Annotated in this window: 21 protein-coding genes; 14 read left to right on the top strand and 7 right to left on the bottom strand. The window is 60.8% G+C overall.

Going from position 1 to position 21,953, the window contains the following annotated elements:
* The first annotated feature begins 90 nt into the window (after positions 1 to 90).
* Entirely contained in the window at positions 91 to 540 is a 450-nt protein-coding gene (dut, locus tag ABWV89_RS17500) for a dUTP diphosphatase (RefSeq protein ID WP_353399860.1), read from the top strand.
* An 18-nt stretch (positions 541 to 558) separates the two neighbouring features.
* On the opposite strand, the gene ABWV89_RS17495 is transcribed toward dut, so the two are convergent.
* Positions 559 to 1,110, bottom strand: coding sequence for an FKBP-type peptidyl-prolyl cis-trans isomerase (locus ABWV89_RS17495; protein WP_353399857.1), 552 nt, complete (start codon positions 1,108 to 1,110; stop codon positions 559 to 561).
* Between the two features lie 44 nt (positions 1,111 to 1,154).
* Between ABWV89_RS17495 and ABWV89_RS17490 the strand changes: the two genes are divergently transcribed.
* From ABWV89_RS17490 to ABWV89_RS17480, 3 genes are all read left to right on the top strand, one after another.
* Positions 1,155 to 2,321 (top strand): ribosomal protein uL16 3-hydroxylase, encoded by a 1,167-nt coding sequence (locus ABWV89_RS17490; RefSeq protein ID WP_353400120.1) that lies wholly within the window; start codon positions 1,155 to 1,157, stop codon positions 2,319 to 2,321.
* 59 nt (positions 2,322 to 2,380) lie between these two features.
* Positions 2,381 to 2,929 carry a hypothetical protein gene (locus ABWV89_RS17485; protein WP_353399855.1) on the top strand — a complete coding sequence of 183 codons (549 nt, stop codon included), beginning with the start codon at positions 2,381 to 2,383 and terminating at the stop codon, positions 2,927 to 2,929.
* 206 nt (positions 2,930 to 3,135) lie between these two features.
* Positions 3,136 to 3,579, top strand: a complete 444-nt coding sequence (locus ABWV89_RS17480) for a hypothetical protein (RefSeq protein WP_353399852.1) — start codon at positions 3,136 to 3,138, stop codon at positions 3,577 to 3,579.
* 72 nt (positions 3,580 to 3,651) lie between these two features.
* Here ABWV89_RS17480 and bamC read toward each other — a convergent pair whose 3' ends face one another.
* From bamC to ABWV89_RS17455, 5 genes are all read right to left on the bottom strand, one after another.
* Positions 3,652 to 4,776 carry an NlpB/DapX family lipoprotein gene (gene bamC / locus ABWV89_RS17475; protein ID WP_353399849.1) on the bottom strand — a complete coding sequence of 375 codons (1,125 nt, stop codon included), beginning with the start codon at positions 4,774 to 4,776 and terminating at the stop codon, positions 3,652 to 3,654.
* 50 nt (positions 4,777 to 4,826) lie between these two features.
* Entirely contained in the window at positions 4,827 to 5,714 is an 888-nt protein-coding gene (dapA, locus tag ABWV89_RS17470; RefSeq protein WP_353399846.1) for a 4-hydroxy-tetrahydrodipicolinate synthase, read from the bottom strand.
* A gap of 136 nt (positions 5,715 to 5,850) precedes the next feature.
* Positions 5,851 to 6,456 (bottom strand): class I SAM-dependent methyltransferase, encoded by a 606-nt coding sequence (locus ABWV89_RS17465; RefSeq protein ID WP_353399843.1) that lies wholly within the window; start codon positions 6,454 to 6,456, stop codon positions 5,851 to 5,853.
* The gene (locus ABWV89_RS17460) at positions 6,456 to 6,581 is read right to left on the bottom strand and encodes a hypothetical protein (protein WP_353399841.1); all 126 of its coding nucleotides are present in this window, start codon (positions 6,579 to 6,581) and stop codon (positions 6,456 to 6,458) included. The genes ABWV89_RS17465 and ABWV89_RS17460 overlap by 1 nt, the downstream gene beginning before the upstream one ends.
* Positions 6,578 to 7,813, bottom strand: a complete 1,236-nt coding sequence (locus ABWV89_RS17455) for an MFS transporter (RefSeq protein ID WP_353399838.1) — start codon at positions 7,811 to 7,813, stop codon at positions 6,578 to 6,580. The genes ABWV89_RS17460 and ABWV89_RS17455 overlap by 4 nt, the downstream gene beginning before the upstream one ends.
* A 159-nt stretch (positions 7,814 to 7,972) precedes the next feature.
* Here ABWV89_RS17455 and ABWV89_RS17450 point away from each other — a divergent pair, with 159 nt between their 5' ends.
* The 8 genes from ABWV89_RS17450 to thpD all read left to right on the top strand — a co-directional run bounded on the left by ABWV89_RS17450 (position 7,973) and on the right by thpD (position 18,614).
* Positions 7,973 to 9,943 (top strand): DNA topoisomerase IV subunit B, encoded by a 1,971-nt coding sequence (locus ABWV89_RS17450; RefSeq protein WP_353399835.1) that lies wholly within the window; start codon positions 7,973 to 7,975, stop codon positions 9,941 to 9,943.
* Between the two features lie 86 nt (positions 9,944 to 10,029).
* Positions 10,030 to 12,375, top strand: a complete 2,346-nt coding sequence (gene parC, locus ABWV89_RS17445) for a DNA topoisomerase IV subunit A (RefSeq protein ID WP_353399833.1) — start codon at positions 10,030 to 10,032, stop codon at positions 12,373 to 12,375.
* A gap of 45 nt (positions 12,376 to 12,420) precedes the next feature.
* Positions 12,421 to 13,749 (top strand): type III PLP-dependent enzyme domain-containing protein, encoded by a 1,329-nt coding sequence (locus tag ABWV89_RS17440; protein WP_353399830.1) that lies wholly within the window; start codon positions 12,421 to 12,423, stop codon positions 13,747 to 13,749.
* Between the two features lie 59 nt (positions 13,750 to 13,808).
* Entirely contained in the window at positions 13,809 to 15,047 is a 1,239-nt protein-coding gene (locus ABWV89_RS17435) for a cation:proton antiporter (RefSeq protein ID WP_353399827.1), read from the top strand.
* A gap of 372 nt (positions 15,048 to 15,419) precedes the next feature.
* Positions 15,420 to 15,935: a diaminobutyrate acetyltransferase gene (ectA, locus tag ABWV89_RS17430; protein WP_353399825.1), complete on the top strand. Its 516-nt coding sequence runs from the start codon at positions 15,420 to 15,422 to the stop codon at positions 15,933 to 15,935.
* On the top strand, positions 15,926 to 17,227 hold the full coding sequence (gene ectB / locus ABWV89_RS17425) for a diaminobutyrate--2-oxoglutarate transaminase (protein WP_353400117.1): 1,302 nt from the start codon (positions 15,926 to 15,928) through the stop codon (positions 17,225 to 17,227). The genes ectA and ectB overlap by 10 nt, the downstream gene beginning before the upstream one ends.
* 48 nt (positions 17,228 to 17,275) lie before the next feature.
* On the top strand, positions 17,276 to 17,674 hold the full coding sequence (locus ABWV89_RS17420; protein ID WP_353399822.1) for an ectoine synthase: 399 nt from the start codon (positions 17,276 to 17,278) through the stop codon (positions 17,672 to 17,674).
* Between the two features lie 31 nt (positions 17,675 to 17,705).
* Positions 17,706 to 18,614, top strand: coding sequence for an ectoine hydroxylase (thpD, locus tag ABWV89_RS17415; protein ID WP_353399819.1), 909 nt, complete (start codon positions 17,706 to 17,708; stop codon positions 18,612 to 18,614).
* 99 nt (positions 18,615 to 18,713) lie between these two features.
* On the opposite strand, the gene ABWV89_RS17410 is transcribed toward thpD, so the two are convergent.
* On the bottom strand, positions 18,714 to 19,184 hold the full coding sequence (locus tag ABWV89_RS17410) for a RidA family protein (RefSeq protein WP_353399816.1): 471 nt from the start codon (positions 19,182 to 19,184) through the stop codon (positions 18,714 to 18,716).
* A gap of 79 nt (positions 19,185 to 19,263) precedes the next feature.
* Between ABWV89_RS17410 and ABWV89_RS17405 the strand changes: the two genes are divergently transcribed.
* Together ABWV89_RS17405 and ABWV89_RS17400 are read left to right on the top strand one after the other, a co-directional pair.
* Positions 19,264 to 20,754 carry a DNA recombination protein RmuC gene (locus ABWV89_RS17405; protein WP_353399814.1) on the top strand — a complete coding sequence of 497 codons (1,491 nt, stop codon included), beginning with the start codon at positions 19,264 to 19,266 and terminating at the stop codon, positions 20,752 to 20,754.
* Positions 20,751 to 21,941 carry an MFS transporter gene (locus ABWV89_RS17400; protein WP_353399812.1) on the top strand — a complete coding sequence of 397 codons (1,191 nt, stop codon included), beginning with the start codon at positions 20,751 to 20,753 and terminating at the stop codon, positions 21,939 to 21,941. Before ABWV89_RS17405 ends, ABWV89_RS17400 begins: the two co-directional genes overlap by 4 nt.
* Positions 21,942 to 21,953 lie beyond the last annotated feature (12 nt).

Genomic DNA, 21,953 nt, shown 5'->3' with positions numbered 1-21,953 from the left:
AGCGCTGAGAGCTCAGTGTTTCTGACCTGACCAAAGAGGGCGCTCCAAGGAGCGCCCTCACTACATCCAATCGACGTTTGAGACGAAGCAATGCAGATTGAAGTCAAAGTCCTGGATCCGCGCATGGCGGATCAGCTCCCCGCATACGCCACGCCTGGAAGCGCCGGACTCGATCTGAGGGCCTGCCTGGATGCGCCCCTGACACTGGCGCCCAATGCCTGGCAGCTCGTCCCCACAGGGCTGGCCGTTCACCTGGCTGACCCGGGTTATGCGGCGATGCTGTTGCCGCGTTCAGGCCTGGGACACAAGCACGGGATTGTGCTGGGCAATCTGGTGGGCCTGATCGACAGCGATTACCAGGGCCAACTGATGGTCAGCGCCTGGAACCGCAGCGATGTGGCATTCACGATCGAGCCCATGGAGCGAATTGCCCAAATGGTGATCGTGCCTGTGGTGCAGGCTCAATTCAAGCTGGTCGACGCCTTCGCCAGTGAAAGTGAACGGGGCGAAGGCGGCTACGGCTCTACCGGTCGCGGCTGAGCCCGGTTTGGGCCTGGGTCAGTGCAGGGTCCGGCCTGGAGAGAGGTCTCCCTCTGGTCCGCTGCCCTTTTCTTCCGGGTTGACGCGTACCTGAAAGAAGCCGGTGCCCAGCGTGCCGTTGCCCACTTCGTCCACGCGTGCTTCGCGCACAGCGTGCACCTTCATTGACACCCGCAGCGCAATGCCCGCCAGCGGGTGGTTGCCGTCGAGCACCACGTGGTCGGGGTAGATGTCGCTGACGAAGTAGAGCCGGTCGGCCGGCGCGGAAGGGTTGCATCCCTCGGGCAGACCCTCAAAAGCCATCCCGACTTCCAGCTCGCCCGGAAACAGTTGTCGAGGTTCCAGGAACAGCAGACGGTCGTCATAGTCGCCGAACGCGTGTTCTGGTTCCAGGTGAAGGCTGAGCGTGTCTCCTGCCTTTTTGCCCTGCAGTTCGTCTTCGATGCGCTGCAACAGGTCACTGCCGCCCACCAGGAACTCCATGGGTTCTTCCAGCTGGTCGAGCGTCTCACCCAGCGTATCCTTGAGTGTCCACGTCAGGGACACCACACATTGTCGATCGATTTTCATCGCACAATTGTCCCATGAGCCAAGCCAGACGCAAGTCCCCTTCCATGTCGAGATCTTCCCCATCTGCCCAAACCACTCCGCTGGCACTGCTTGGCGGCCTCAGCCCCGCCCAGTTCATGCGCCGCTACTGGCAAAAGAAGCCACTGCTCATTCGCCAGGCTGTTCCCGGTTTCCAACCTTTGCTGGATCGTCAGGCCCTGTTCGCGCTGGCCGGTCAGGAGGGCGTGGAGTCGCGCCTGATCGTGCACGGCGAGAAAGGGTGGACATTGCGCCATGGGCCATTTCAACGGAGAGCGTTTCCGCCGCTGTCCAAAGCCGGTTGGACCATGCTGGTCCAAGGCGTGGACCTGCATCACGATGGCGTGCATGCGCTGATGCAACAGTTCCGCTTCGTGCCGGACGCACGTCTTGATGACATCATGATCTCTTGGGCAAGCGCTGGCGGCGGGGTCGGGCCACACTTTGACAGTTACGACGTCTTTTTGCTGCAAGCGAGTGGACGGCGGCGCTGGCGAATAGGGCGAAACAAGGACAAGAGCCTGCAAGAGGGTGTTCCGCTTCGCATTCTGTCCAACTTCGAGCCCGAAGAAGAACACCTATTGGAACCGGGGGACATGCTGTATCTCCCGCCGGGTTGGGCACACGACGGAGTGGCAGAGCCTGAAGGTGACTGCATGACATATTCCGTCGGATTCAGGGTGCCTCAGCGCGGAGGTCTGGCCGGAGAGCTGATGCACCGCATGGCAGACGAACTCGAAGACGAAGCGTTGTATCGGGATCCGCAGCAAGCCGCGACGGAGCATCCATCTGAAATGCCAGTCAGCTTGCAACGCTTTGCGCGCGAGAGCCTGACGCGCATGGTGGCCGACGACAAGCTGCTCGAGCGTGCTCTTGGGGAGGTGATGACCGAGCCCAAACCGGGCGTGTGGTTTGATGCCGACGAGTCCGCAGAAGAGGCAGATGAACAGTCGCTTGTGAGTCGTGGCATCAGGTTGGACCGGCGTACTCGCATGATGTACGACAAGCACCATGTTTTCATCAACGGGGAGAGCTATCGGGCAGCAGGAGCAGATGCTCGCCTGATGAGAGCACTTGCAGACCGGCGAGAACTCGACGGATCGGCGCTGAAGAAGGCGTCTGAAGACGCGCGCAGCCTTCTCGCGGAATGGTGTGAGGCGGGCTGGCTGCATCTGCAGGAGGAGACCCCTTGACCCCGGTAAGGTGTGGTGCACAGGTGACGGCAGCAGCTTGATCCGATAGAGTGTCAGTGATGAGCTTTCCTTCCGATCGTCTGCCCTCTGGTTCCGCGCGAGAAGCATCTTCGCCAGCTGCCTTGCCGCCATTGCCGGAAGGCAGGTTTGAGGGCCGTGCAACGTTTCAGGATTTCGTCCGACTGGCGTTGGCACATGCTGCTGAACACGGGTGGAAGCGCCTGATTCTCTGCGATGAGGATTTTGCCGATTGGCCACTCGGAGAGCGTGCGGCCATCGATGCGCTCCAATCCTGGGCATCGAGTGGCAGAACCATTCGCTTTGTGGCCAGAGACTACCGCCTGATTCACAGCCTGCACCCCCGTCTGGTTCAGTGGCGTCAGCACTGGAGCCATATCGTCGAGGCCCGCACCTGTTCGGGGCGTGGAAGTGATCAGCTGCCTAGTGCATTCTGGTCCGACGGCTGGACATTGGAGCGGCTGGACGACCAGCGCGACGCGATGGTGGCCACCCAGGATGCGGGCAGAAGAGTTGCACTCCATGAACGCATAGACGGGTTCTGGCGCTATGGCCAGCCCGGGTTTGCTTCATCCGTTCTGGGCCTTTGACCGCTCCTTGCACACGTGTCGGTCTGTGGGTGTTCGCATCAGTTTGTGAGCAATGGAAAAAGTCTTGCCCGTGCGCCGGTGCGCTGACTGATCAGCGGTATGATCGCGCTCCATGAGGGGGTATGACGCCTTCGCATGACGCGACCGGGCCATGCCACCGTTGAAGATCACTCACTGAATCCAAGAACAGACCCAAGGCACAGACCATGAAAAAATTCATCCTCGTCTCCAGCGTTCTCGCCGCCGTTGCACTGACGGCTTGTGGCCAAAAAGAAGAAGACATGCCGGTGGCGCCGTCCATGGACGCCGCCAAGGAGAGCGCCAATGCGGCCATGGATGCTGCCAAGGAGAGTGCGGGCGCCGCCATGGACGCTGCCAAGGAAGGTGCTGCCGCCGCGACCGAAGCGGCGCAGGATGCTGCCAACGCTACGGCAGACGCTGCAACCGAGGCTGCTTCCGATGCGGCCAATGCCACGGTCGACGCAGCCAAGGCTGCAGCGGAAGCGGCTGATGATGCTCAGGCTGCAGCTGAGAAGACGGCAGAGGAAGCCAAGGATGCGGCGCTGACGGCTGCTGAAGATGCGGCAGAGGCTGCCAAGAAGAAGGCCGATGCAGCTGCCAAGGCGGCTGCGGATGCTGCCAAGCAATAACGCAGCGGTCATCCCCTCCCGTATGAAAAAAGCCACCTGTTCAGGTGGCTTTTTTGTGGGCGTTGTTTCGGGTTAGCGAAGATCCTCGGAGAGCAGTGTGAGGATGCGCTTGGCGTTCTCTGCGCTCTCTGCCTTCCCTGACTGGCTCAGCACAGTCACCAGACTTTGTTGCGCGTCGCTGCGGACAACCACTTGGTACTGCTCAGGTTTGGCTTCCTTGGCCTCTGCACCGAACATGCGGCGAAGCAGGCTTGGCTTGGCCCGTTCCTCTGCCGACAGCGCGGGCACAAAGCGCACGAAATAGACCCCTTTGGTGCGGTCACGGTCTTCGACGGTGAAGCCTGTGCGGTCCAGTGACAGCCCGACGCGGCGCCAGGCGCGGTCGAAGCCTTCTTCGATCCTGATCGCTTGCTGACCGTCAACGGTCACCAGCGTGGATTGCTTGGGCGCACTGCTGTCGGCAGCCACAGCGCTGGCTTTCTCCTCTGATACGCCCAGCCTGATCATGAGGCGGCGCAGAAACTCGGTTTCCAGTTCAGGGTCTGATGCGCGTGGTTGCCAGATCGTGTTGTCCTGGCGCGAGCTGGTATACACCTCTTCCATGCCCCTGTGACTGATGTAAATCTCGGTCTGGCCTTCACTCGAGCGTTCAATTCGCGTGCGGAAGCGATCGCGTTCACCCGTGTCATACAGGCTGTCAAAAACCTTGCCGATGGTTCGACGGATCACATCTTGTGGAATTTTGGCGCGATTTTCTGCCCAGTCGGTTTCCATGATGCCCAGACGCTGGTCTTCGCGTGTGAAAGTGAAACCATTGTCCAGCCAGAACTGTCGGACAGGCGTCCACAGTTCGTCAGCTGGACGGCTGATCACCAGCCAGCGCTGGTTGCCAGCTCGCTCGATCCGGACGTCGCCGATCTGTGTGGCCGCCGTGACGCCTGTGTCCTGAACTGTTGCGCCAGTCTGAGGCATGCTGCTCGCGGTGACGTTGTCGCCAGGCATGGCATAGCGGGAGTCACGCTGGAGCTGTGTCAGATCAGGGGGAACCTCGAGGCTTCGGCCGGTGGATGTGGATTTGTAATCAATGCGATCCTCTTCCAGAATGGTGCAGCCTGCCAGGCCACCGGCGACAGCCGTGACAACAGCCAGAGAGACGAGGTTGCGGGAGCGACCAGCAAAGACAGGGCGTTTACTCATGTTCGGGAATCGGTAGGGATTAACGGTATTCAGCGAATGGACGGGGCGTTTCAGCCAACCAGCCCGCACTCTTTGAGCGCAGATTCAACCACGGGTTCCATGGATGGGCTCAGCGCAGTCATGGGTAGCCGCATAGTTCCTCCGCACAGTCCCATTTTCGCCATGGCCCACTTGACCGGGATCGGGTTGGCCTCGACGAACAGGTTCTTGTGCAAAGGCAACAGGCGCAACTGAATGTCCATTGCTTTGGCGACGTCTTTGTCCAGCGCCGCCACGCACAACTCATGCATGAGTTTTGGCGCCACGTTGGCCGTCACGCTGATGTTCCCGTGACCACCACACAGGATCAGGGCGACCGCTGTCGGGTCGTCGCCGGAATAGATGGCGAAGTCCTTGGGGGCTTCGCGAATCAGCCACTGCGCGCGCGCAATGTCGCCAGTCGCTTCCTTCACGCCCACAATGCCGTCCAGACTGGCCAGGCGCAGTGTGGTGTCCAGCGACATGTCGGCCACACTTCGGCCCGGTACGTTGTACAGCACGATGGGCAGGTCACCTGTGGCTTCTGCAATGGCTTTGAAATGCTGGTACAGGCCTTCCTGGGTAGGCTTGTTGTAGTAGGGGACCACCTGGAGCTGGCAGTCGGCACCGACGTTTCGCGCATATTGCGCCAGCTCGATGGCTTCGGCAGTGGAATTGGCTCCACACCCGGCCATGATCGGCACTCGCTTGGCCGCCTGCTCCACGGAGACGCGAATGATCTCGCAGTGTTCCTCTACCGTGACGGTTGGCGACTCGCCGGTGGTACCTACCACGCCAATGCAGTCTGTGCCTTCCGCGATGTGCCAGTCGATAAGCTTGCGCAGCGTTCCGTAGTCGACGCTTCCGTCTTCCTGAAACGGGGTGGCCAGGGCCACGATGCTGCCGGTAATCGTATTCATGTGTCTGTCAGTACTTGGTGTGGCATCTGGTGCTCTCCAATGCGCCCTCGTATCGGACGGGGCGGACGAAGGCGATCACGATGCCGTGGTCTTCAATGCGCATTCTACCCAGTGTGGGCCGGGTAGAGGCAGGGCGTCACGGGGTCAGTGGCCAGCGTTTTGGAGGCTCTTCGCTCTCGTCACTGTCTTCCCACCGTACGGCAGCTACGCGCTGGACGAAGCGCTCGGGGCTCTGGAGAAACCCGTCTTCGTAGGCGATGACCCGCAGGCCAGCCATCTGGCACCATTGAAGCAGCTCTCCATGCTGGAGCAGAAACTCGGGTCGACGGGGGCGTCCAACCGAGGCGTTTCCTTCGGCGAAAGTCTCGTAGAGCAAGGTGCCGCCAGGGGCGATGGCCGCGGCCAGCGTGGGCCACAACGGCCGCCAGAGATAGTTCGTGACCACCACAGCCCCATAGGTACGGCCTTGCAGGGGCCATCCGCCCCCCTCGATGTCGGCCATGACGGTGGTGATGGGCAGGTCGGCTGTGTCAATGGCGGACAGGGCGTCGCCGTCTTTGTCCAGTGCCGTGACAGGATGACCGCGTTCGGCAAACCAGTGGCTGTGCCTGCCGCGACCACAGGCGACGTCCAGTACCGCAGCGCCGGGCGAAACGAGCTGCCCCCATCGCATGACCCACTCGGAAGCCGGCCCGCAGCCGTGTCCCGTGCTGGTGCCAGGGCTGGCCAGCGAGTCGCTCATCAGAAGCAGCTCCACAACTGGTCAGCAAGTGTGACCAGAAAATCCGGGCGCATGTACATGGCCAGCGTGCCGGCCAGGGCCAAGGTCACCAGAGCCCACCAGACCAGGCGCTGCCCGCGTGTCATACGGCTGCCCCCATGACACGCTGTGGCCCTCGCTCGATGGGCGCTTCGCGAACGGGCAGGTTGATCAGCGCGGCAAACACACCCAGCGCAATGGAGATGTACCAGACCAGGTCATAGTTGCCGGTGGCGTCATACAGGGCGCCGCCTATCCAGACCCCCATGAAGCTGCCGACCTGGTGGCTGAAGAACACAAAGCCACCCAGCATGGACAGGTGCGCCACGCCGAAAATCTGGGCGACGGTGGCGTTGGTGGGGGGCACAGTGGACAGCCACAGCGTGCCCATGACGGCGGAGAAGATGTAGACACTCATCGGTGTCAGGGGCGCCAGCAGGAACACCGTGATGGCAATGGAACGGCCGAAATAGATGAACGCCAGGATATGGCGCTTGGCCATGCGTTGCCCCAGACTGCCCGCCACATACGTGCCGACCACGTTGAACAGACCGATCAATGCCAGTGCGAAGCTGGCCACCTCAGGCGCAAGGCCATGGTCCTTGAGGTAGCTGGGCATGTGCACGCCAATGAAGACGACCTGGAAGCCGCAAACAAAGTAGCCTGCCATCAGCATCAGGAAGCTGGGGTACTTGAAGGCCTCCTTGAGTGCCTGGCCAATGGTCTGGTCACGCGGGAGAGGCTTGCCGTCGGCCGTACCGGGCTCGCGTAGCCAAAGGGCGAGGGGCGCAATGAGCAGCGCGGCCATCGACAAGGTGATCAGTGCTTCCTGCCAGCCGAAGCTGGCGATGAGCCAGCCTTCCACTGGGACCATCAGGAACTGACCGAACGAGCCAGCTGCGGCAGCAACTCCCATGGCCCATGATCGCTTCTCGGCAGGCACCTGCCGGCCGATGACGCCGTAGATGACGGCGTAAGTCGTGCCGGCCTGCGCTGCACCTATGAGCACGCCCGCCGTGAGGGCGAAGACGGTGGGCGTGGTGGATGTGGCCATGCCGTACAGGCCCAGCGCATAGAGCACAGCCCCCATGGCCAGGACCTTGAATGCACCGAAGCGATCGGCCGCCATGCCGGCAAAGACGCCAAATACACCCCAGGAAAGGTTCTGGATGGCCATGGCCAGTGCAAAATTCTCCCGCGTCCAGTCCTGAGCCTGGGTGATGGGTTGCAGCCATAGGCCAAAGCCATGGCGAATGCCCATCGACAGGGTGACAATGGCCGCACCGGCGACCAGAACTTGCACCATGGACAGGGGTTGACGAGAAGACGTTTCGTTCATCAGGAAGAATGTAACCAATCCCGGCGCTGCCTGTGTGTCGCAAGGGCGTTTCAAGCCTGTGATTTTTCTGTCGGTGATTGATGCGCTGCACGCATGAGTGTCGGTGTTGGTGTATATATATACAGTAGTCAATCGAATTTCTGCTTACAATCCGCCCCCATGGCAACCCAAAATTCCTCTGCTTACTCGGAAGGCTCCATTCGTGTCCTCAAGGGACTGGAGCCAGTCAAACAGCGCCCGGGCATGTACACCCGGACAGACAACCCGCTGCACATCATCCAGGAGGTTCTGGACAACGCGGCCGATGAAGCTCTGGCCGGCTTTGGCAAGAAGATCAAGGTCACCTTGCACAGCGACAGTTCGGTCAGTGTTGAAGACGATGGCCGTGGCATTCCGTTCGGGATGCATCCGGAAGAGAAGGCGCCGGTCGTGGAGCTCGTCTTCACCCGATTGCATGCTGGAGGCAAGTTCGACAAGGGCAAAGGTGGCGCCTACAGCTTCTCGGGAGGCTTGCATGGCGTCGGCGTGAGTGTGACCAACGCTTTGTCCAAGCGCCTTGAGGTGACCAGTCATCGAGACGGAGAGGTGGCTCACCTGGTCTTCTCGAACGGAGACGTGACTGAGCCGCTGACCAAACGCAAGCAGGAGCAGGGTGACCGCAAGCAGGGCACAAGCGTCCGTGCCTGGCCTGACGCCAAGTATTTCGATTCGTCTGCACTGCCCATGGGCGAGCTGGTGCACCTGCTGCGCAGCAAGGCAGTGCTCATGCCGGGCGTGGCTGTGACTCTGGTCAACGAGAAGACCAAGGACACCCAGACCTGGCAGTACAAGGGCGGCCTGCACGACTACCTTACCCAGACATTGCCGGTTGACCCGGTGATTCCGCTGTTCGAGGGAGACGGCTACGCTGACGCCAAGGACGACAATTTCGCTGAAGGCGAGGGCGCTGCATGGTGTGTGGCTTTCACCGAAGAAGGCAGTCCGGTTCGCGAAAGCTATGTGAACCTGATCCCCACCAGCGCCGGCGGTACGCACGACAGCGGCCTGCGCGACGGCCTGTTTCAGGCGGTCAAGAGCTTCATCGAACTGCACGCCTTGCTGCCCAAGGGCGTCAAGCTGCTGCCGGAAGATGTGTTTGCTCGCGCGAGCTATGTGCTGTCGGCCAAAGTGCTGGACCCGCAGTTCCAGGGGCAGGTGAAAGAACGCCTCAACTCCCGTGATGCCGTTCGCCTCGTTTCCAACTACGTGAAGCCTGCGCTCGAGCTGTGGCTCAACCAGCACGTGGACTACGGCAAGAAGCTCGCAGAACTGGCCATCAAGGCGGCGCAGACCCGCCAGCGCGCTGGCCAGAAAGTCGAAAAGCGCAAGGGCTCAGGCGTGGCGGTGCTACCGGGCAAGCTGACCGACTGCGAAAGCCGAGACATCTCGCACAACGAGCTTTTTCTGGTCGAGGGTGATTCGGCGGGCGGCAGTGCCAAGATGGGACGTGACAAGGAATGCCAGGCCATCTTGCCGCTGCGTGGCAAGGTGCTCAACACCTGGGAGGTCGACCGTGACCGACTGTTTGCCAACACCGAAATCCACGACATTTCAGTGGCCATCGGCGTGGACCCCCACGGCCCCAATGACAGCCCGGACCTCTCCGGCCTGCGCTATGGCAAGGTCTGCATCCTGTCCGACGCTGACGTGGACGGCTCACACATTCAGGTGTTGCTGCTCACGCTGTTCTTCCGCCACTTCCCCAAATTGATCGAGTCGGGGAATGTGTATGTGGCGCGGCCTCCGCTGTTCCGCGTGGATGTACCGGCCCGCGGCAAGAAGCCGGCGAGCAAACAATACGCGCTGGACGATGGCGAGCTGCATGCGATTCTCGACAAGGCCGAGAAAGACGGTGTGAACCGTGATCGCTGCCAGATCAGCCGCTTCAAGGGTTTGGGCGAGATGAATGCCGAACAGCTGTGGGACACCACGCTCAACCCGGATACCCGCCGCTTGTTGCAAGTCGATTTGGGTTCGCTGGGTTTTGCGGCCACAGAAGACCTGATGACCAAGCTGATGGGCAAGGGCGAAGCCGCTTCGCGCCGGGAGCTGATGGAGCTGCACGGCGACGACGTCGAGATCGACGTTTGACCCGCGGCGCCTGCCAACTGACGAAACTGTGGGTGGCCTGGGCCCCTGCGATTTGAAGAACCCCATTGAATTGAACGACTGATCACATGGATCAACTCGACCTGGAGCCTCGCTCCGAACAACCGAACGAAGACCATCTTGCTGCCTATGCCCAGCGTGCCTACCTGGAGTACGCGCTGTCTGTTGTCAAAGGCCGTGCTTTGCCCGATGTGTGCGACGGCCAGAAGCCGGTGCAGCGCCGCATTCTGTACGCGATGGACCAGATGGGCCTGGGTTACTCCGGCCCCAACCGCACCAGCGCGGCCAAGCCGGTCAAGAGTGCCCGTGTGGTGGGTGACGTGCTGGGCCGCTTCCACCCCCACGGAGACCAGGCAGCGTATGACGCACTCGTGCGTATGGCGCAGGATTTTTCACAGCGCTATCCGTTGATTGATGGTCAGGGTAACTTTGGCAGCCGCGACGGTGACGGTGCGGCGGCCATGCGTTATACCGAGGCACGTCTCTCGCGCATCACCACCTTGCTGCTCGACGAGATCGACATGGGGACGGTGGATTTCGTCGCCAACTATGACGGTTCCACGCAGGAGCCGAGCCAGCTTCCCGCTCGCCTGCCGTTTTCGCTGCTCAACGGCGCCTCTGGTATTGCGGTGGGCTTGGCCACAGAAATTCCGAGCCACAACCTGCGCGAAGTCGCCGACGCCTGCGTGGCGCTCATCAAGAAGCCCAAGCTCGCCGACGATGAGCTTTACGTCATGCTGCCAGGGCCGGACTACCCCGGAGGCGGTCAGATCATCAGCCCGGCACGCGACATTGCCGAAGCCTACCGCACCGGGCGCGGCAGCCTGAAGGTTCGAGCCCGCTGGAACATCGAAGATCTGGCGCGCGGCCAATGGCAGATGGTGGTGACAGAGTTGCCACCGGGCGTGAGCTCGCAAAAGGTACTGGAAGAAATTGAAGACCTGACCAACCCCAAGGTCAAGGCCGGCAAGAAGGCGCTGACGCAGGAGCAGAACCAGCTCAAGGCCACCGTGCTGGCCGTGCTCGATGGGATTCGTGACGAATCCAGCAAAGATGCGCCTGTGCGTCTGGTGATTGAACCCAAGAGCAGCCGCATCCAGCAGGAAGAACTGATCACCACGCTGCTGGCCCACACCAGCCTGGAGACCTCGTCTTCCATCAACCTCACCTTGGTGGGCATCGATGGTCGGCCGACACAGAAGTCGCTTCGGCAGATGCTGGAAGAGTGGATCGAGTTCCGCCAGAACACCATCACGCGGCGTACAGAGCACCGTCTGGGCAAGGTACTGGACCGCATTCACATCCTCGAGGGACGGCAGCTGGTGCTGCTCAACATCGACGAAGTGATTGCCATCATCCGCAACAGCGATGAACCCAAGCAAGCGCTGATCGATCGTTTCAAGCTGACGGACCGTCAGGCGGAAGATATTCTCGAAATCCGCTTGCGTCAGTTGGCGCGCCTGGAAGCGATCAAGATCGAGCAGGAGCTGGCAGGACTGCGAGAGGAGGAAAAGGATTTGCGCGACGTGCTGGACAACCCCAGCAGCCTGCGCAAGCTCATGGTCAAGGAAGTCCAGGCAGACGCCAAAACCTTTGGTGACGACCGCCGCACCCTGATCCAGGAAGAGAAGCGTGCTGTGGCCGAGATCAAAGTGGTCGATGAGCCGGTGACGGTCGTGATCTCCAGCAAGGGCTGGGTGCGCGCGCGAACAGGTCACGGCCACGATGCAGCAGCTTTCGCCTTCAAGGCGGGCGACGGTTTGTATGGCACATTCGAGTGCCGCACCATCGATGTCCTGATCGTGTTCGGCAGCAATGGGCGGGTGTACTCCGTGGCTGTCGCTTCTTTGCCGGGAGCGCGTGGTGATGGTCAGCCCATCACCACCATGATCGACCTTGAGTCGGGCACCCAGCCGGTGCATTTCTTTGCTGGCCCTGTCGGCGCCACTTTGCTGCTCAGCGGAACCGGAGGCTATGGATTCCTGGCTTCAGTCGAAAGCATGATCTCGCGCCAGAAGGCCGGCAAGACCTTTATCAATCTCGGCGACGGCGAGACCATTTGTGCTCCGTCGCACGTGAGCGGCACCTCGGGCAGCCAGCCCGTGCCAGACGCCACCCATGTGTGTTGTGCATCGAACGGCAAGCGCGTGCTGACCTTCGACATCAGTGAACTCAAGCGCATGGAGAAGGGTGGGCGAGGCCTGATGCTGATCGATCTGGAAGCCAAGGACACCCTCGCAGGCGCAGCGGCATACACACGCAGTGTGCGCATTGCCGGAACGGGGCGTGGCGGAAAGTCACGCGAAGAAACTCTGGAAATCCGCAGCCTCAACAATGCCAAAGCGGCTCGGGCGCGCAAGGGCAAAGCGGCAGACCTGGGCTTCAAGCCAGAGAGCGTGACCCGCGTGGAATAGGCTGGCAGGCACCCGTGGTGCCGTTGACTGAAGAAAGGGCCTGAGATGCCAAACCACCCTGCAAGCTTTGGCCCCTTTCTGAAAGGTTATCCGTATGCTGCGCCCACATTGCACAGGGCGGCGCTGGCAGGTCAAGGCTGGAATGTGCTCCGGGGCGACCTGCCGCTGCCCCTGGCGGTGCTGCGTGAAGCCCCCTTGCGCCACAACCTGGACTGGATGCAGCAGTTCTGCACAGACCAAGGCATCGAGCTGGCGCCACATGGCAAGACGACCATGTCGCCCGAGCTGTGGGCCATGCAGCTCGACGCGGGCGCGTGGGGCATGACATTTGCCACAGTCTTTCAGGCTTCCGTGGGCGTGCGTCATGGTGTAAGGCGCATCATCATTGCCAACCAGGTCGTGCAGTCGGCCGAGCTTGCTGCATTGCAGGCCATGCGCGAATCACACGCCGATCTGCAAATCTGTTTTTTGCTCGATTCGCTTGAACAGCTTCGCCTGATCGAAGCCTGGATGGACCGACTTGTTGCGCCAGCATCTGTCGCGCCGTTCGACGTGCTGCTGGAAGTCGGCATTGAGGGCCAGCGAACCGGATGTCGCACGGCTGACCAATGCCGCACACTGGCAGACCATGCGCATGCTAGTGGTGCTGTCTCCATTGCCGGGGTGGAGTGCTACGAAGGCGTGGCCGCTGTCGGTGAGCATGTGCACGACAAGCAAGTGGTCGGCGAGCTGATGGACCGCGTTGACCGGCTCGCCCACCACCTTGTGAATGCAGGCTATATGGCCCATCGCCAGGAATTCCTGGTGACAGCAGGGGGGTCTGCGGTTTTCGATCTGGTGGCCCGGCGGCTTCGACCAGGTCTGCCCATGCCGGTGCGCGGCATCTTGCGCTCGGGTTGCTACCTCACGCACGATCACCAGCAGTACGCCCGTTTCCTGTGTTGCATGGCAGAGCGGGAAGGCTGGTCTGTCCAGAGAGGAGAGGGGCTTGTGCCGGCCCTGGAAGTGTTGGCCGCAGTGCAGTCATGCCCGGAGCCAGGGCTTGCTCTGGTGGGCATGGGCAAGCGTGATGTGTCGTACGACTTGTCGTTGCCCGTGCCGTTATGGAGAGCTGGACCAGCAGCAGGTGCCAGTTCGGGTGCGAGTGAAACGTCACCTGCTTCGCTACCGTCGCACTGGCGCGTGACGGGCCTGAACGACCAGCATGGCTACTTGCGATACGATCCTCATTCACCACAGGGAGAATGGCCTCGCGTGGGTGAAGTGGTTGGATTTGGGATATCCCATCCTTGTACGAGCTTCGACAAATGGCGCTGGATGCCGGTTGTCGACAGCCAGTGGGATGTAGTCGACGGCATCACGACCCATTTCTGATCCTGGCTTCACTGCGGCGGCCAATTTGAGTATCAACGAATCAAAGATCGAGAACTGACATGCTGGACATCATTGCCACTTGCCTTGTCATCACCGCCGTGATGGCCTATGTGAATCACCGTTTCATCAAACTGCCAACCGCCATTGGTGTGATGGTGGTCGCGCTGGTGTTTTCGCTCGCGCTCGTCCTGCTCGAGGGCTGGGGGGTGGCCAAGGAGCTGCATGACGCGGAGGTTTCGCTTCTGCAGTCCATTGATTTTTCCAGCGTTCTCATGCAGGGCATGTTGTCTTTCCTGCTGTTTGCTGGCGCGCTTCACATCGACCTGAGCGAACTCAAGGCATTCAGATGGCAGATTGGCACGCTGGCCATGGTCAGCACCGTGCTCTCAACCTTGTTCGTGGGTTTTGCTCTGCATTACGTGCTGCCGCTGGTGGGCATTGATCTGCCGATCATGTATTGCCTGCTGTTTGGCGCCCTGATCTCTCCTACCGATCCGATTGCGGTCATGGGCATTCTCAAGTCAGCCAAGGCACCGCGTGAACTTGAGGTGGTGATTGCCGGCGAGTCCCTGTTCAATGACGGTATCGGTGTGGTGGTGTTCTCCTTGCTGCTGGGTATGCTGGTCAGCGGCCAGGCCCCTTCGGCAGCACATGCGGGTGAACTCCTGGCCCACGAGGCAGGTGGCGGCATCATTCTGGGCCTGGTGCTCGGCGGGCTGGCGTTCATGCTGTTTCGCAGCGTCGACAACTACCAGGTCGAAGTGCTTCTGACGCTGGCGGTGGTCATGGGGGGCTATGCATTGGCCACGCATCTGCACATTTCGGGTCCGCTGGCCATGGTGGTGGCCGGCCTGATCATTGGCAATCACGGTCGTGAGCTTGGCATGTCCGACACCACACGCCGGTATGTGGACATGTTCTGGGAATTGATCGACGAGATCCTCAACGCCGTACTGTTTGTTCTGATTGGCATGGAGGTTCTCCTGGTCAGCTTCAACGCTTCGGTGCTGACTGCGGCAGCCATCGCTGTGGTGGTGACACTGATATCGCGTCTGCTGATGGTGGGCGTGCCGGCCCGTTTCACGCCTGGCTCCTTCAATTTGCCGCAAGGCTCGTGGAAGGTCCTGACCTGGGGCGGACTGCGCGGCGGTATTTCTGTTGCACTGGCGCTGTCCCTGCCACCCGGCCCGGAGCGCGACACCGTGCTGACACTGACCTATTGCGTGGTCACGTTCTCGATCCTGGTGCAGGGCCTGACCATCGGGCAAGTGACCAAGCGTGCCCTGGGCTCTCGCTGAACCGGCAGCAGGCGGGGTCCTCCGCCTTGAGTTTTTTCGCCAGGCAAGTTAGAATGGCAGGCGCTCCCGAAATCGGGAGTCATCGCCATTTCATTTTCTGTGGCATTGACATCATCAGGTCATGCCCATTTCCTATGCTCCCGGTGTTGGGCGGTTTTTCGCGCCAATGATCTGAGTCGGGAGTGATTTGCAGGCACTTTCAGCCTGTGTGTGGCGGCCATTCGGCGTGCCGCGAGGAAACCACAATCTGAGCCAGTGTTGCCGCCTCTGCCTGAGGCGCTTGCACTTCGTTCGTCTGCGGCCGGTCCGGCTCAGGCGCGTCTATGTCAAATCGATTTCGCCATGAAGGCGTGTCGGGGTTAGGTCTTGGGTTTGAGTGAAGAGATTGACAACATACAGCTGACTTCTCCATCGTTGGTCGACGGCATGGCCGTGCATCAACTGGTGGCCAATTGCCCTCCGCTGGACCCCAACTCCAGCTACTGCAACTTTTTGCAGTGCGGACACTTCTCCCAGACTTCGGTTGCAGCCCGGCGCGGCGACCAGTTGCTGGGATTCATCTCCGGTTACCTTGTGCCGGAACGCCAAGACACCCTGTTTATCTGGCAGGTTGCTGTCTCACCCGAAGCAAGAGGCCTTGGTCTGGCCTCCCGAATGCTCGACAGCATTCTTGCACGGCCCGCCTGCCGCGCCGTTCGCTTCCTTGAAACCACGATCACAGACGACAACCAGGCTTCCTGGTCGTTGTTCCGGGCGCTGGGCAAGCGCCTGTCGTCGCCGCTGTCTTCGAGCGTCTGGCTCGATGCCTCGGCACACTTCAACGGCCAGCACGATTCCGAACACCTTGTCCGGATCGGTCCGTTCAACCCACCAGGAGAATCACAATGAAGATCTTTGAAGAAATCGAATCCGAGGTTCGCAGTTACGCGCGCTCGTTTCCTCGCACGTTCACCAAGGCACGTGGCGAGTTCATGTGGGATGGAGAGGGCAACCGCTATCTGGACTTCCTGGCAGGCGCTGGCACGCTCAATTACGGGCACAACAACCCCATCTTCAAGAAGGCACTGCTCAAGTACATTGAAGAAGATGGCATCACGCATGGTCTGGACATGCAGACCCGCGCCAAGGGAGAATTTCTGGAGGCATTGAACGACACCATTCTCAAGCCGCGCGGGCTGGAGTATGTGGTGCAGTTTCCTGGCCCGACGGGAACCAATGCTGTGGAGGCGGCGATGAAGATCGCTCGCAACGTCAGCGGACGCCACAACATCGTGACCTTCACCAACGGGTTCCATGGCGTGAGTCTGGGGGCGCTTGCGGCTACCGGCAACTCCCATCATCGTGATGCTGCTGGCGTCAGCCTGCACGGTACGCACCGCATGCCCTACGACGGCTACCTGGGAACAGGCATTGATACCACTGAGTACCTCGACAAGGTGTTTTCCGACTCGAGCAGCGGTATCAACTCGCCTGCAGCCGTGATCGTGGAGACAGTGCAAGGGGAAGGCGGCATCAACGTCGCCTCGCTTGAATGGCTGCGCAACCTGCAGACCGTTTGCCGCAAGCACAAGGTTCTTCTGATCGTCGATGACATCCAGGCAGGTTGCGGTCGCGCCGGCAGCTTCTTCAGCTTCGAAGCGGCAGGCATTGAGCCGGACATCATCACGCTGTCCAAGTCGCTCAGTGGCTATGGACTGCCGTTCTCACTGGTGCTGATGCGGCCAGAGCTGGACCAATGGAAGCCGGGTGAGCACAACGGCACGTTCCGCGGCAACAACCTGGCCTTTGTCACGGCCAAGGCTGCGATTGACCACTTCTGGAGTGATGACAAGTTCCAGCTTGAGATCCAGCGAAAGGGCGATTATGTCGCTCAACGTCTTGACGGAATCGTCGCCAAATATGGCGAAGGCAACTTCTCGACACGCGGTCGCGGCATGTTCCAGGGCATCAACTGTGTCAATGGCGACATTGCCGGCAAGATCGCCAAGGCCTGCTTCGCCAAGGGGTTGATCATTGAGACCAGTGGTGCGGACGATCACGTATTGAAGTTCCTGTGCCCGCTCACAACCTCGGACGACAGCCTCAAGATGGGCCTTGACATTGTCGAGACATCCGTCTCGGAGGTGTGCGCCAAGATAGACAAGCTGCCAGAAGAGATCGTCTACTTCGAATCCGCCTGATATTTCACGGCACAGCAGCCTTTCATCCCGATACAGGAGAACCAAGTCATGATCGTCAGAACACTGGCAGAAGCCAATCAGTCGAATCGCCGCATTGTCTCGCCCGACGGCAACTGGGAAAGCACCCGCTTGTTGCTCAAGGAGGACCAGATGGGGTTTTCGTTCCACATCACCACCATCTACAAGGGGGCCGATTTCCAGATGCATTACCAGAATCATCTGGAGTCTGTGTATTGCATGTCCGGAAAAGGCGAAGTGGAAACGCTGGCCGATGGAAAGAAATACCCCATCGAGCCCGGTACGGTCTATATCCTTGACAAGCATGACAAGCACGTATTACGCGCCTTTGAAGAAATGAAGATGGCCTGTGTTTTCAATCCGCCGCTCAACGGCAAGGAAGTGCACAACGCCGAAGGCGCTTACGAGCTCGACGCTGAGACCATTTGAGGAGGGCGCTGTTGTGACGCAGGCAAGCACAATGCAGAGCGACGTCTACCCTTCACGAAACGGTCAACCCGCTCACCTGACCGACCGGATCGACCCTGTGGTGTACGCAAAAGACAGGGCCGGCGCGCCAGTGAAGAGGGAGCAGATTGACGCTTACGAGCGTGATGGCTTTCTGGTTCTGCATGACGTCTTCTCGCCAGAAGAAGTGGCCCGGCTGCAAGCCGAACAGGACCGGATGCGCCATGATGATGCCATCCGGAACTCTCCTGAGACGATCACCGAGTTCAGTAGCCTGGATGTGCGTTCCATCTTTCGCGTTCACAAGGTCAGCCCTGTCTTTGAACGTCTGGCCTCGGATCCGCGCCTGGCCGATCTGGCCCGGTACATCCTGGATGACGAGGTCTACATTCACCAGTCGCGGCTGAACTACAAGCCGGGTTTTCGTGGCAAGGAGTTCTACTGGCATTCCGACTTCGAGACCTGGCACGTGGAAGACGGCATGCCCCGCATGCGTGCCCTGAGCATGTCGATCACGCTGACCGAGAACTTTCATCACAACGGGCCGCTGATGCTTGTGCCGGGCTCCCAGCGCCGATATGCCGTCTGTGCGGGACACACGCCCGAGAACCACCATCTGGTGTCACTGAAGAAACAGGAGTATGGCGTTCCGAGTGACGATTGCCTGGATCAGATGGTGCGTGAAGGCGGTATTGTGACCGCACTCGGCAAGCCGGGCAGCGTGATCGTGTTCGACTGCAACACCATGCACGGCTCGAATGGCAACATCACGCCCGACCCACGCTCCAACGCGTTCTTTGTGTACAACGCAGTGAGCAACAGGGTGCAGTCACCTTATTCAGGGCAGGCGCCCCGGCCAGAGCACATTTGCACACGCGAGTCGTTTGAGGTGCTGGCACGAGAAGAGCTGGCAAACGCTTGAGCGCGCCGGACAGTACGGAAGGGTTGAAAAAAAAGACCGCCAATGAGGCGGTCTTTTTTATGTGTGCGTGGAATGCAGTGGCAGCCGCCATTCACAGCATCACACCAGCTCCGCGATGAGCTCGATTTCGACGCAGGCGCCCAATGGGATTTGCGCCACGCCGAAGGCGCTGCGCGCATGGGCACCGGCCGGACCGAACACCTCGCCAAGCAACTCGCTGCAACCGTTGGTCACCAGGTGCTGCTCGGTAAAAGTCGGGGTGGAGTTGACCAGGCTCATGACCTTGACGATGCGTTTCACACCATTGAGGTCGGTGCCGGCCTCCAGACAGGCTGCGGCCAGCGTGCCGATCAGGTCAACGGCGATGCCGCGTGCCGCTTTCTGGCCTTCTTCAGTGCTCATGGTGAGGCCCAGCTGGCCAACCCATGGCTTTCCTTCGGCCGTCTTGGCGATATGACCGCTCAGGAAGACCATCTTGCCGGTCTGTACAAAAGGTACATAGGCGGCAGCCGGCACGGAAACGGGAGGGAGCTCGATACCCAGCTCATTGAGGCGGTCATGGACGTTCATCAGGACTCCTGGTCAATGTGTCAAAACAAAGCGTCTCATTCTACGGGTGCAGGCCCCGCATCATTGATAATTTGCTGTCATGAACGAAGAATTCCCGATCTGGATATACGTCTTGCTCGTGCTGCAAGTGCTTGGCCTGTTGGTGACGCTTTGGCTGGCGGTGCGCCAGCGCAGACCAGGAGAGACAGCCCAGCTGCTGGCCGACCAGCTCGGCCGTACGGAGGCTGAACTGCGCCGCGAGATCGCCGACAGCTCGAGGGACGGTCGGCAGGAGCTCCAAAAGTCCCTGATGGGCTTTCAGGAGCAGATTTCGCGCCAGGGAGCTGAGTCCACCCGGACCCAGAACGCCCAGCTGGATGCGTTTTCCCAGCAACTGATGCAGTTGAGAGGCACGCTGGGCGACACCCTGACGCAGCAGCTGCAAGGCATCAGCCAGAACATGACGCAGCAGGCGGCTGAGGCCACGCGCACCCAGAATGCGCAGATCGACGCGTTTGCCCAGCAACTGGTGCAATTGCGTGGCACGCTGGGAGACACCTTGACCCAGCAGATGCGCGACCTCAGCGAGGCCAACGCACGACGCCTGAGCGAGTTGCGCCAGACCATGGAAACCCAGCTTGGCCAGCTTCAGCAGTCCAATACAGCCAAGCTGGAAGAAATGCGGGTCACAGTGGACGAGAAGCTGCAGACCACACTGCAGGCCCGTCTGGGCGAGAGCTTCAAGCAAGTCGCCGAGCGCCTGGAGCAAGTCCACAAGGGCCTGGGAGAAATGCAGTCACTGGCCCAGGGCGTGGGCGACCTCAAGCATTTGCTGACCAACGTCAAGACGCGCGGCATGTTTGGCGAGGCGCAACTCGCTTCATTGCTCGAACAGGTGTTTGCGCCAGACCAGTACGCCAGCCAGGTGGCCACGCGGCCGAACAGCCGCAACGTGGTGGACTTTGCCATTCGACTGCCCGGCCGAGGAGACGACGGCGCTCCGTGCTGGTTGCCGATTGACGCCAAGTTTCCCAATGAGGATTACGAGCGCTTGCTGGAGGCGCAGCAGGGCGCTGATGTGGAGGGTGCCGAGGCGGCCAGCAAAGCCCTGGAGCAGCGCATCCGGCTTGAGGCCAAGTCCATGGCCGAGAAGTATCTGGAGCCGCCGCACACCACGGATTTCGCGATTCTGTTCCTGCCCACCGAAGGCCTGTACGCCGAAGTCTTGCGCCGGCCGGGACTGATGGAGTCCTTGCAGCGCCAATGGCGGGTGACCCTGGCAGGGCCGACCACACTCATGGCCATGCTCAACTCCTTGCAAATGGGCTTTCGCACGCTGGCGCTGGAAAAGCGTTCGAGTGAGGTGTGGCAGGTGTTGGGTGCGGTCAAGACGGAGTTCGACAAGTTCGGTGGCGTGCTGGCCAAGGTCAAGACGCAGACCCAGACCGTACTCAACACGCTCGACGCCGCCGAAGTGCGTAGCCGTGCCATGGGGCGTGCGCTGAAGACGGTGGAGGCTCTGCCGCAGGACCAGGCGCAGCAGCTGCTTCCCCCTGACGCGGTCGACGGATCGGGCGAGGCAGACGCTTGACGCCCACCATTCGCCAGGCTGTCTTTCGACTGGTGCTGTCACAGATCAGCATCAATACGGTCATGACAGGCATGCGCATGGCTGGCCCGCTGATGGTCTTGCGCCAGGGTCAGGGGGCGCTCACCGCTGGACTGTTGATGTCCCTGTTTGCCGTGTCGCAAGTCTTGCTGGCATTGCCGGCGGGCCGGTTGACCAACCGCTATGGATTGCGCAAGCCGGTCTGGCTGGCCGCCGCGCTGGTGGTGACGGGGGCTGCGTTGGGGGCCATCTGGCCCCGCCTGGAGGTTCTTTGTGTTTCTGCGCTGCTTTGCGGTGCGGCCAACAATCTCACCCTGATATCGGTGCAGCGCCATGCAGGTTTGCTGACAGAAACGCCTGCCCAGTTGCGCCAGGTGTTCAGCTGGATGGCCATCGGACCATCGGCATCCAACTTTCTGGGGCCCATGATGGCCGGTGTCGTCATTGATGCTGCTGGTTATCGAGTGGCTTTTCTTGCGTTGGCCTTTGTGCCCATGGTGGCCTTGGCTCTGATCGGGCGCGTGACAGAGATCGACAGGGTGGCGCCACCAGAGGGCGAGCCAAAGGGGTCAGCCTGGGATCTGCTGCGCAATGCGGCTTTCGCCCGCCTGATGGCGGTGAACTGGGCCATGGCGTCGTGCTGGAATGTGCACAGTTTCATCGTGCCACTGATCGGCGTGGAGCGAGGTGTGTCGGCTACCGTCATCGGATCGATCCTGGGCAGCTTCGCCATCGCAGCGACAGTGATTCGCGTGCTGATTCCATGCCTGGCCAGGCATCTGCATGAAGCCACTGTCATCGGCGGTGCCATGCTGGTCTCGGGCCTGGTGCTGGGCGCTTACCCGTTCGCGCCCAACCCCTGGTGGATGGGCATGGCCTCCGCGTTGCTGGGCCTTGTGCTGGGGTCGGTACAGCCGATGGTCATGAGCGCCCTGCACCAGATCACCCCGCGACATCGCCATGCCGAAGCGCTGGCACTGCGGACCATGGCCATCAATGGCTCGAGTGCCATCATGCCGACGGTATTCGGCTTGGCCGGCGCCTATGTGGGCGCTGCAGGCGTTTCCTGGGCGGTAGGGCTGCTCGTTGGCGGGCTGGCTTGGCTGCCTCGCTCCTTGCGCGGCCTGCTCGACCAGCCACCGGGCCCTCAGCGGGTCATGGGGCGCTAGTGCCGGGGAAAG

Source organism: Hydrogenophaga sp. 5NK40-0174, from assembly GCF_040372165.1.
GTDB lineage: Bacteria > Pseudomonadota > Gammaproteobacteria > Burkholderiales > Burkholderiaceae_C > Hydrogenophaga.
The sequence above is the reverse complement of the archived record's forward strand: the minus strand, read 5'-3'. Positions and strand labels throughout refer to the sequence as shown.

What these genes read in the sequence shown, in the direction of transcription:
- ABWV89_RS17455 (WP_353399838.1), bottom strand. Translation starts at nt 7,813, where the DNA reads ATGAACGAAACGTCTTCTCGTCAACCCCTGTCCATGGTGCAAGTTCTG.
- ABWV89_RS17490 (WP_353400120.1), top strand. Translation starts at nt 1,155, where the DNA reads ATGTCGAGATCTTCCCCATCTGCCCAAACCACTCCGCTGGCACTGCTT.
- ABWV89_RS17495 (WP_353399857.1), bottom strand. Translation starts at nt 1,110, where the DNA reads ATGAAAATCGATCGACAATGTGTGGTGTCCCTGACGTGGACACTCAAG.
- ABWV89_RS17440 (WP_353399830.1), top strand. Translation starts at nt 12,421, where the DNA reads ATGCCAAACCACCCTGCAAGCTTTGGCCCCTTTCTGAAAGGTTATCCG.
- ABWV89_RS17465 (WP_353399843.1), bottom strand. Translation starts at nt 6,456, where the DNA reads ATGAGCGACTCGCTGGCCAGCCCTGGCACCAGCACGGGACACGGCTGC.
- ABWV89_RS17420 (WP_353399822.1), top strand. Translation starts at nt 17,276, where the DNA reads ATGATCGTCAGAACACTGGCAGAAGCCAATCAGTCGAATCGCCGCATT.
- bamC (WP_353399849.1), bottom strand. Translation starts at nt 4,776, where the DNA reads ATGAGTAAACGCCCTGTCTTTGCTGGTCGCTCCCGCAACCTCGTCTCT.
- parC (WP_353399833.1), top strand. Translation starts at nt 10,030, where the DNA reads ATGGATCAACTCGACCTGGAGCCTCGCTCCGAACAACCGAACGAAGAC.
- thpD (WP_353399819.1), top strand. Translation starts at nt 17,706, where the DNA reads ATGCAGAGCGACGTCTACCCTTCACGAAACGGTCAACCCGCTCACCTG.
- ABWV89_RS17460 (WP_353399841.1), bottom strand. Translation starts at nt 6,581, where the DNA reads ATGACACGCGGGCAGCGCCTGGTCTGGTGGGCTCTGGTGACCTTGGCC.
- ABWV89_RS17435 (WP_353399827.1), top strand. Translation starts at nt 13,809, where the DNA reads ATGCTGGACATCATTGCCACTTGCCTTGTCATCACCGCCGTGATGGCC.
- ABWV89_RS17480 (WP_353399852.1), top strand. Translation starts at nt 3,136, where the DNA reads ATGAAAAAATTCATCCTCGTCTCCAGCGTTCTCGCCGCCGTTGCACTG.
- ABWV89_RS17485 (WP_353399855.1), top strand. Translation starts at nt 2,381, where the DNA reads ATGAGCTTTCCTTCCGATCGTCTGCCCTCTGGTTCCGCGCGAGAAGCA.
- ABWV89_RS17410 (WP_353399816.1), bottom strand. Translation starts at nt 19,184, where the DNA reads ATGAACGTCCATGACCGCCTCAATGAGCTGGGTATCGAGCTCCCTCCC.
- dut (WP_353399860.1), top strand. Translation starts at nt 91, where the DNA reads ATGCAGATTGAAGTCAAAGTCCTGGATCCGCGCATGGCGGATCAGCTC.
- dapA (WP_353399846.1), bottom strand. Translation starts at nt 5,714, where the DNA reads ATGAATACGATTACCGGCAGCATCGTGGCCCTGGCCACCCCGTTTCAG.
- ABWV89_RS17450 (WP_353399835.1), top strand. Translation starts at nt 7,973, where the DNA reads ATGGCAACCCAAAATTCCTCTGCTTACTCGGAAGGCTCCATTCGTGTC.
- ABWV89_RS17405 (WP_353399814.1), top strand. Translation starts at nt 19,264, where the DNA reads ATGAACGAAGAATTCCCGATCTGGATATACGTCTTGCTCGTGCTGCAA.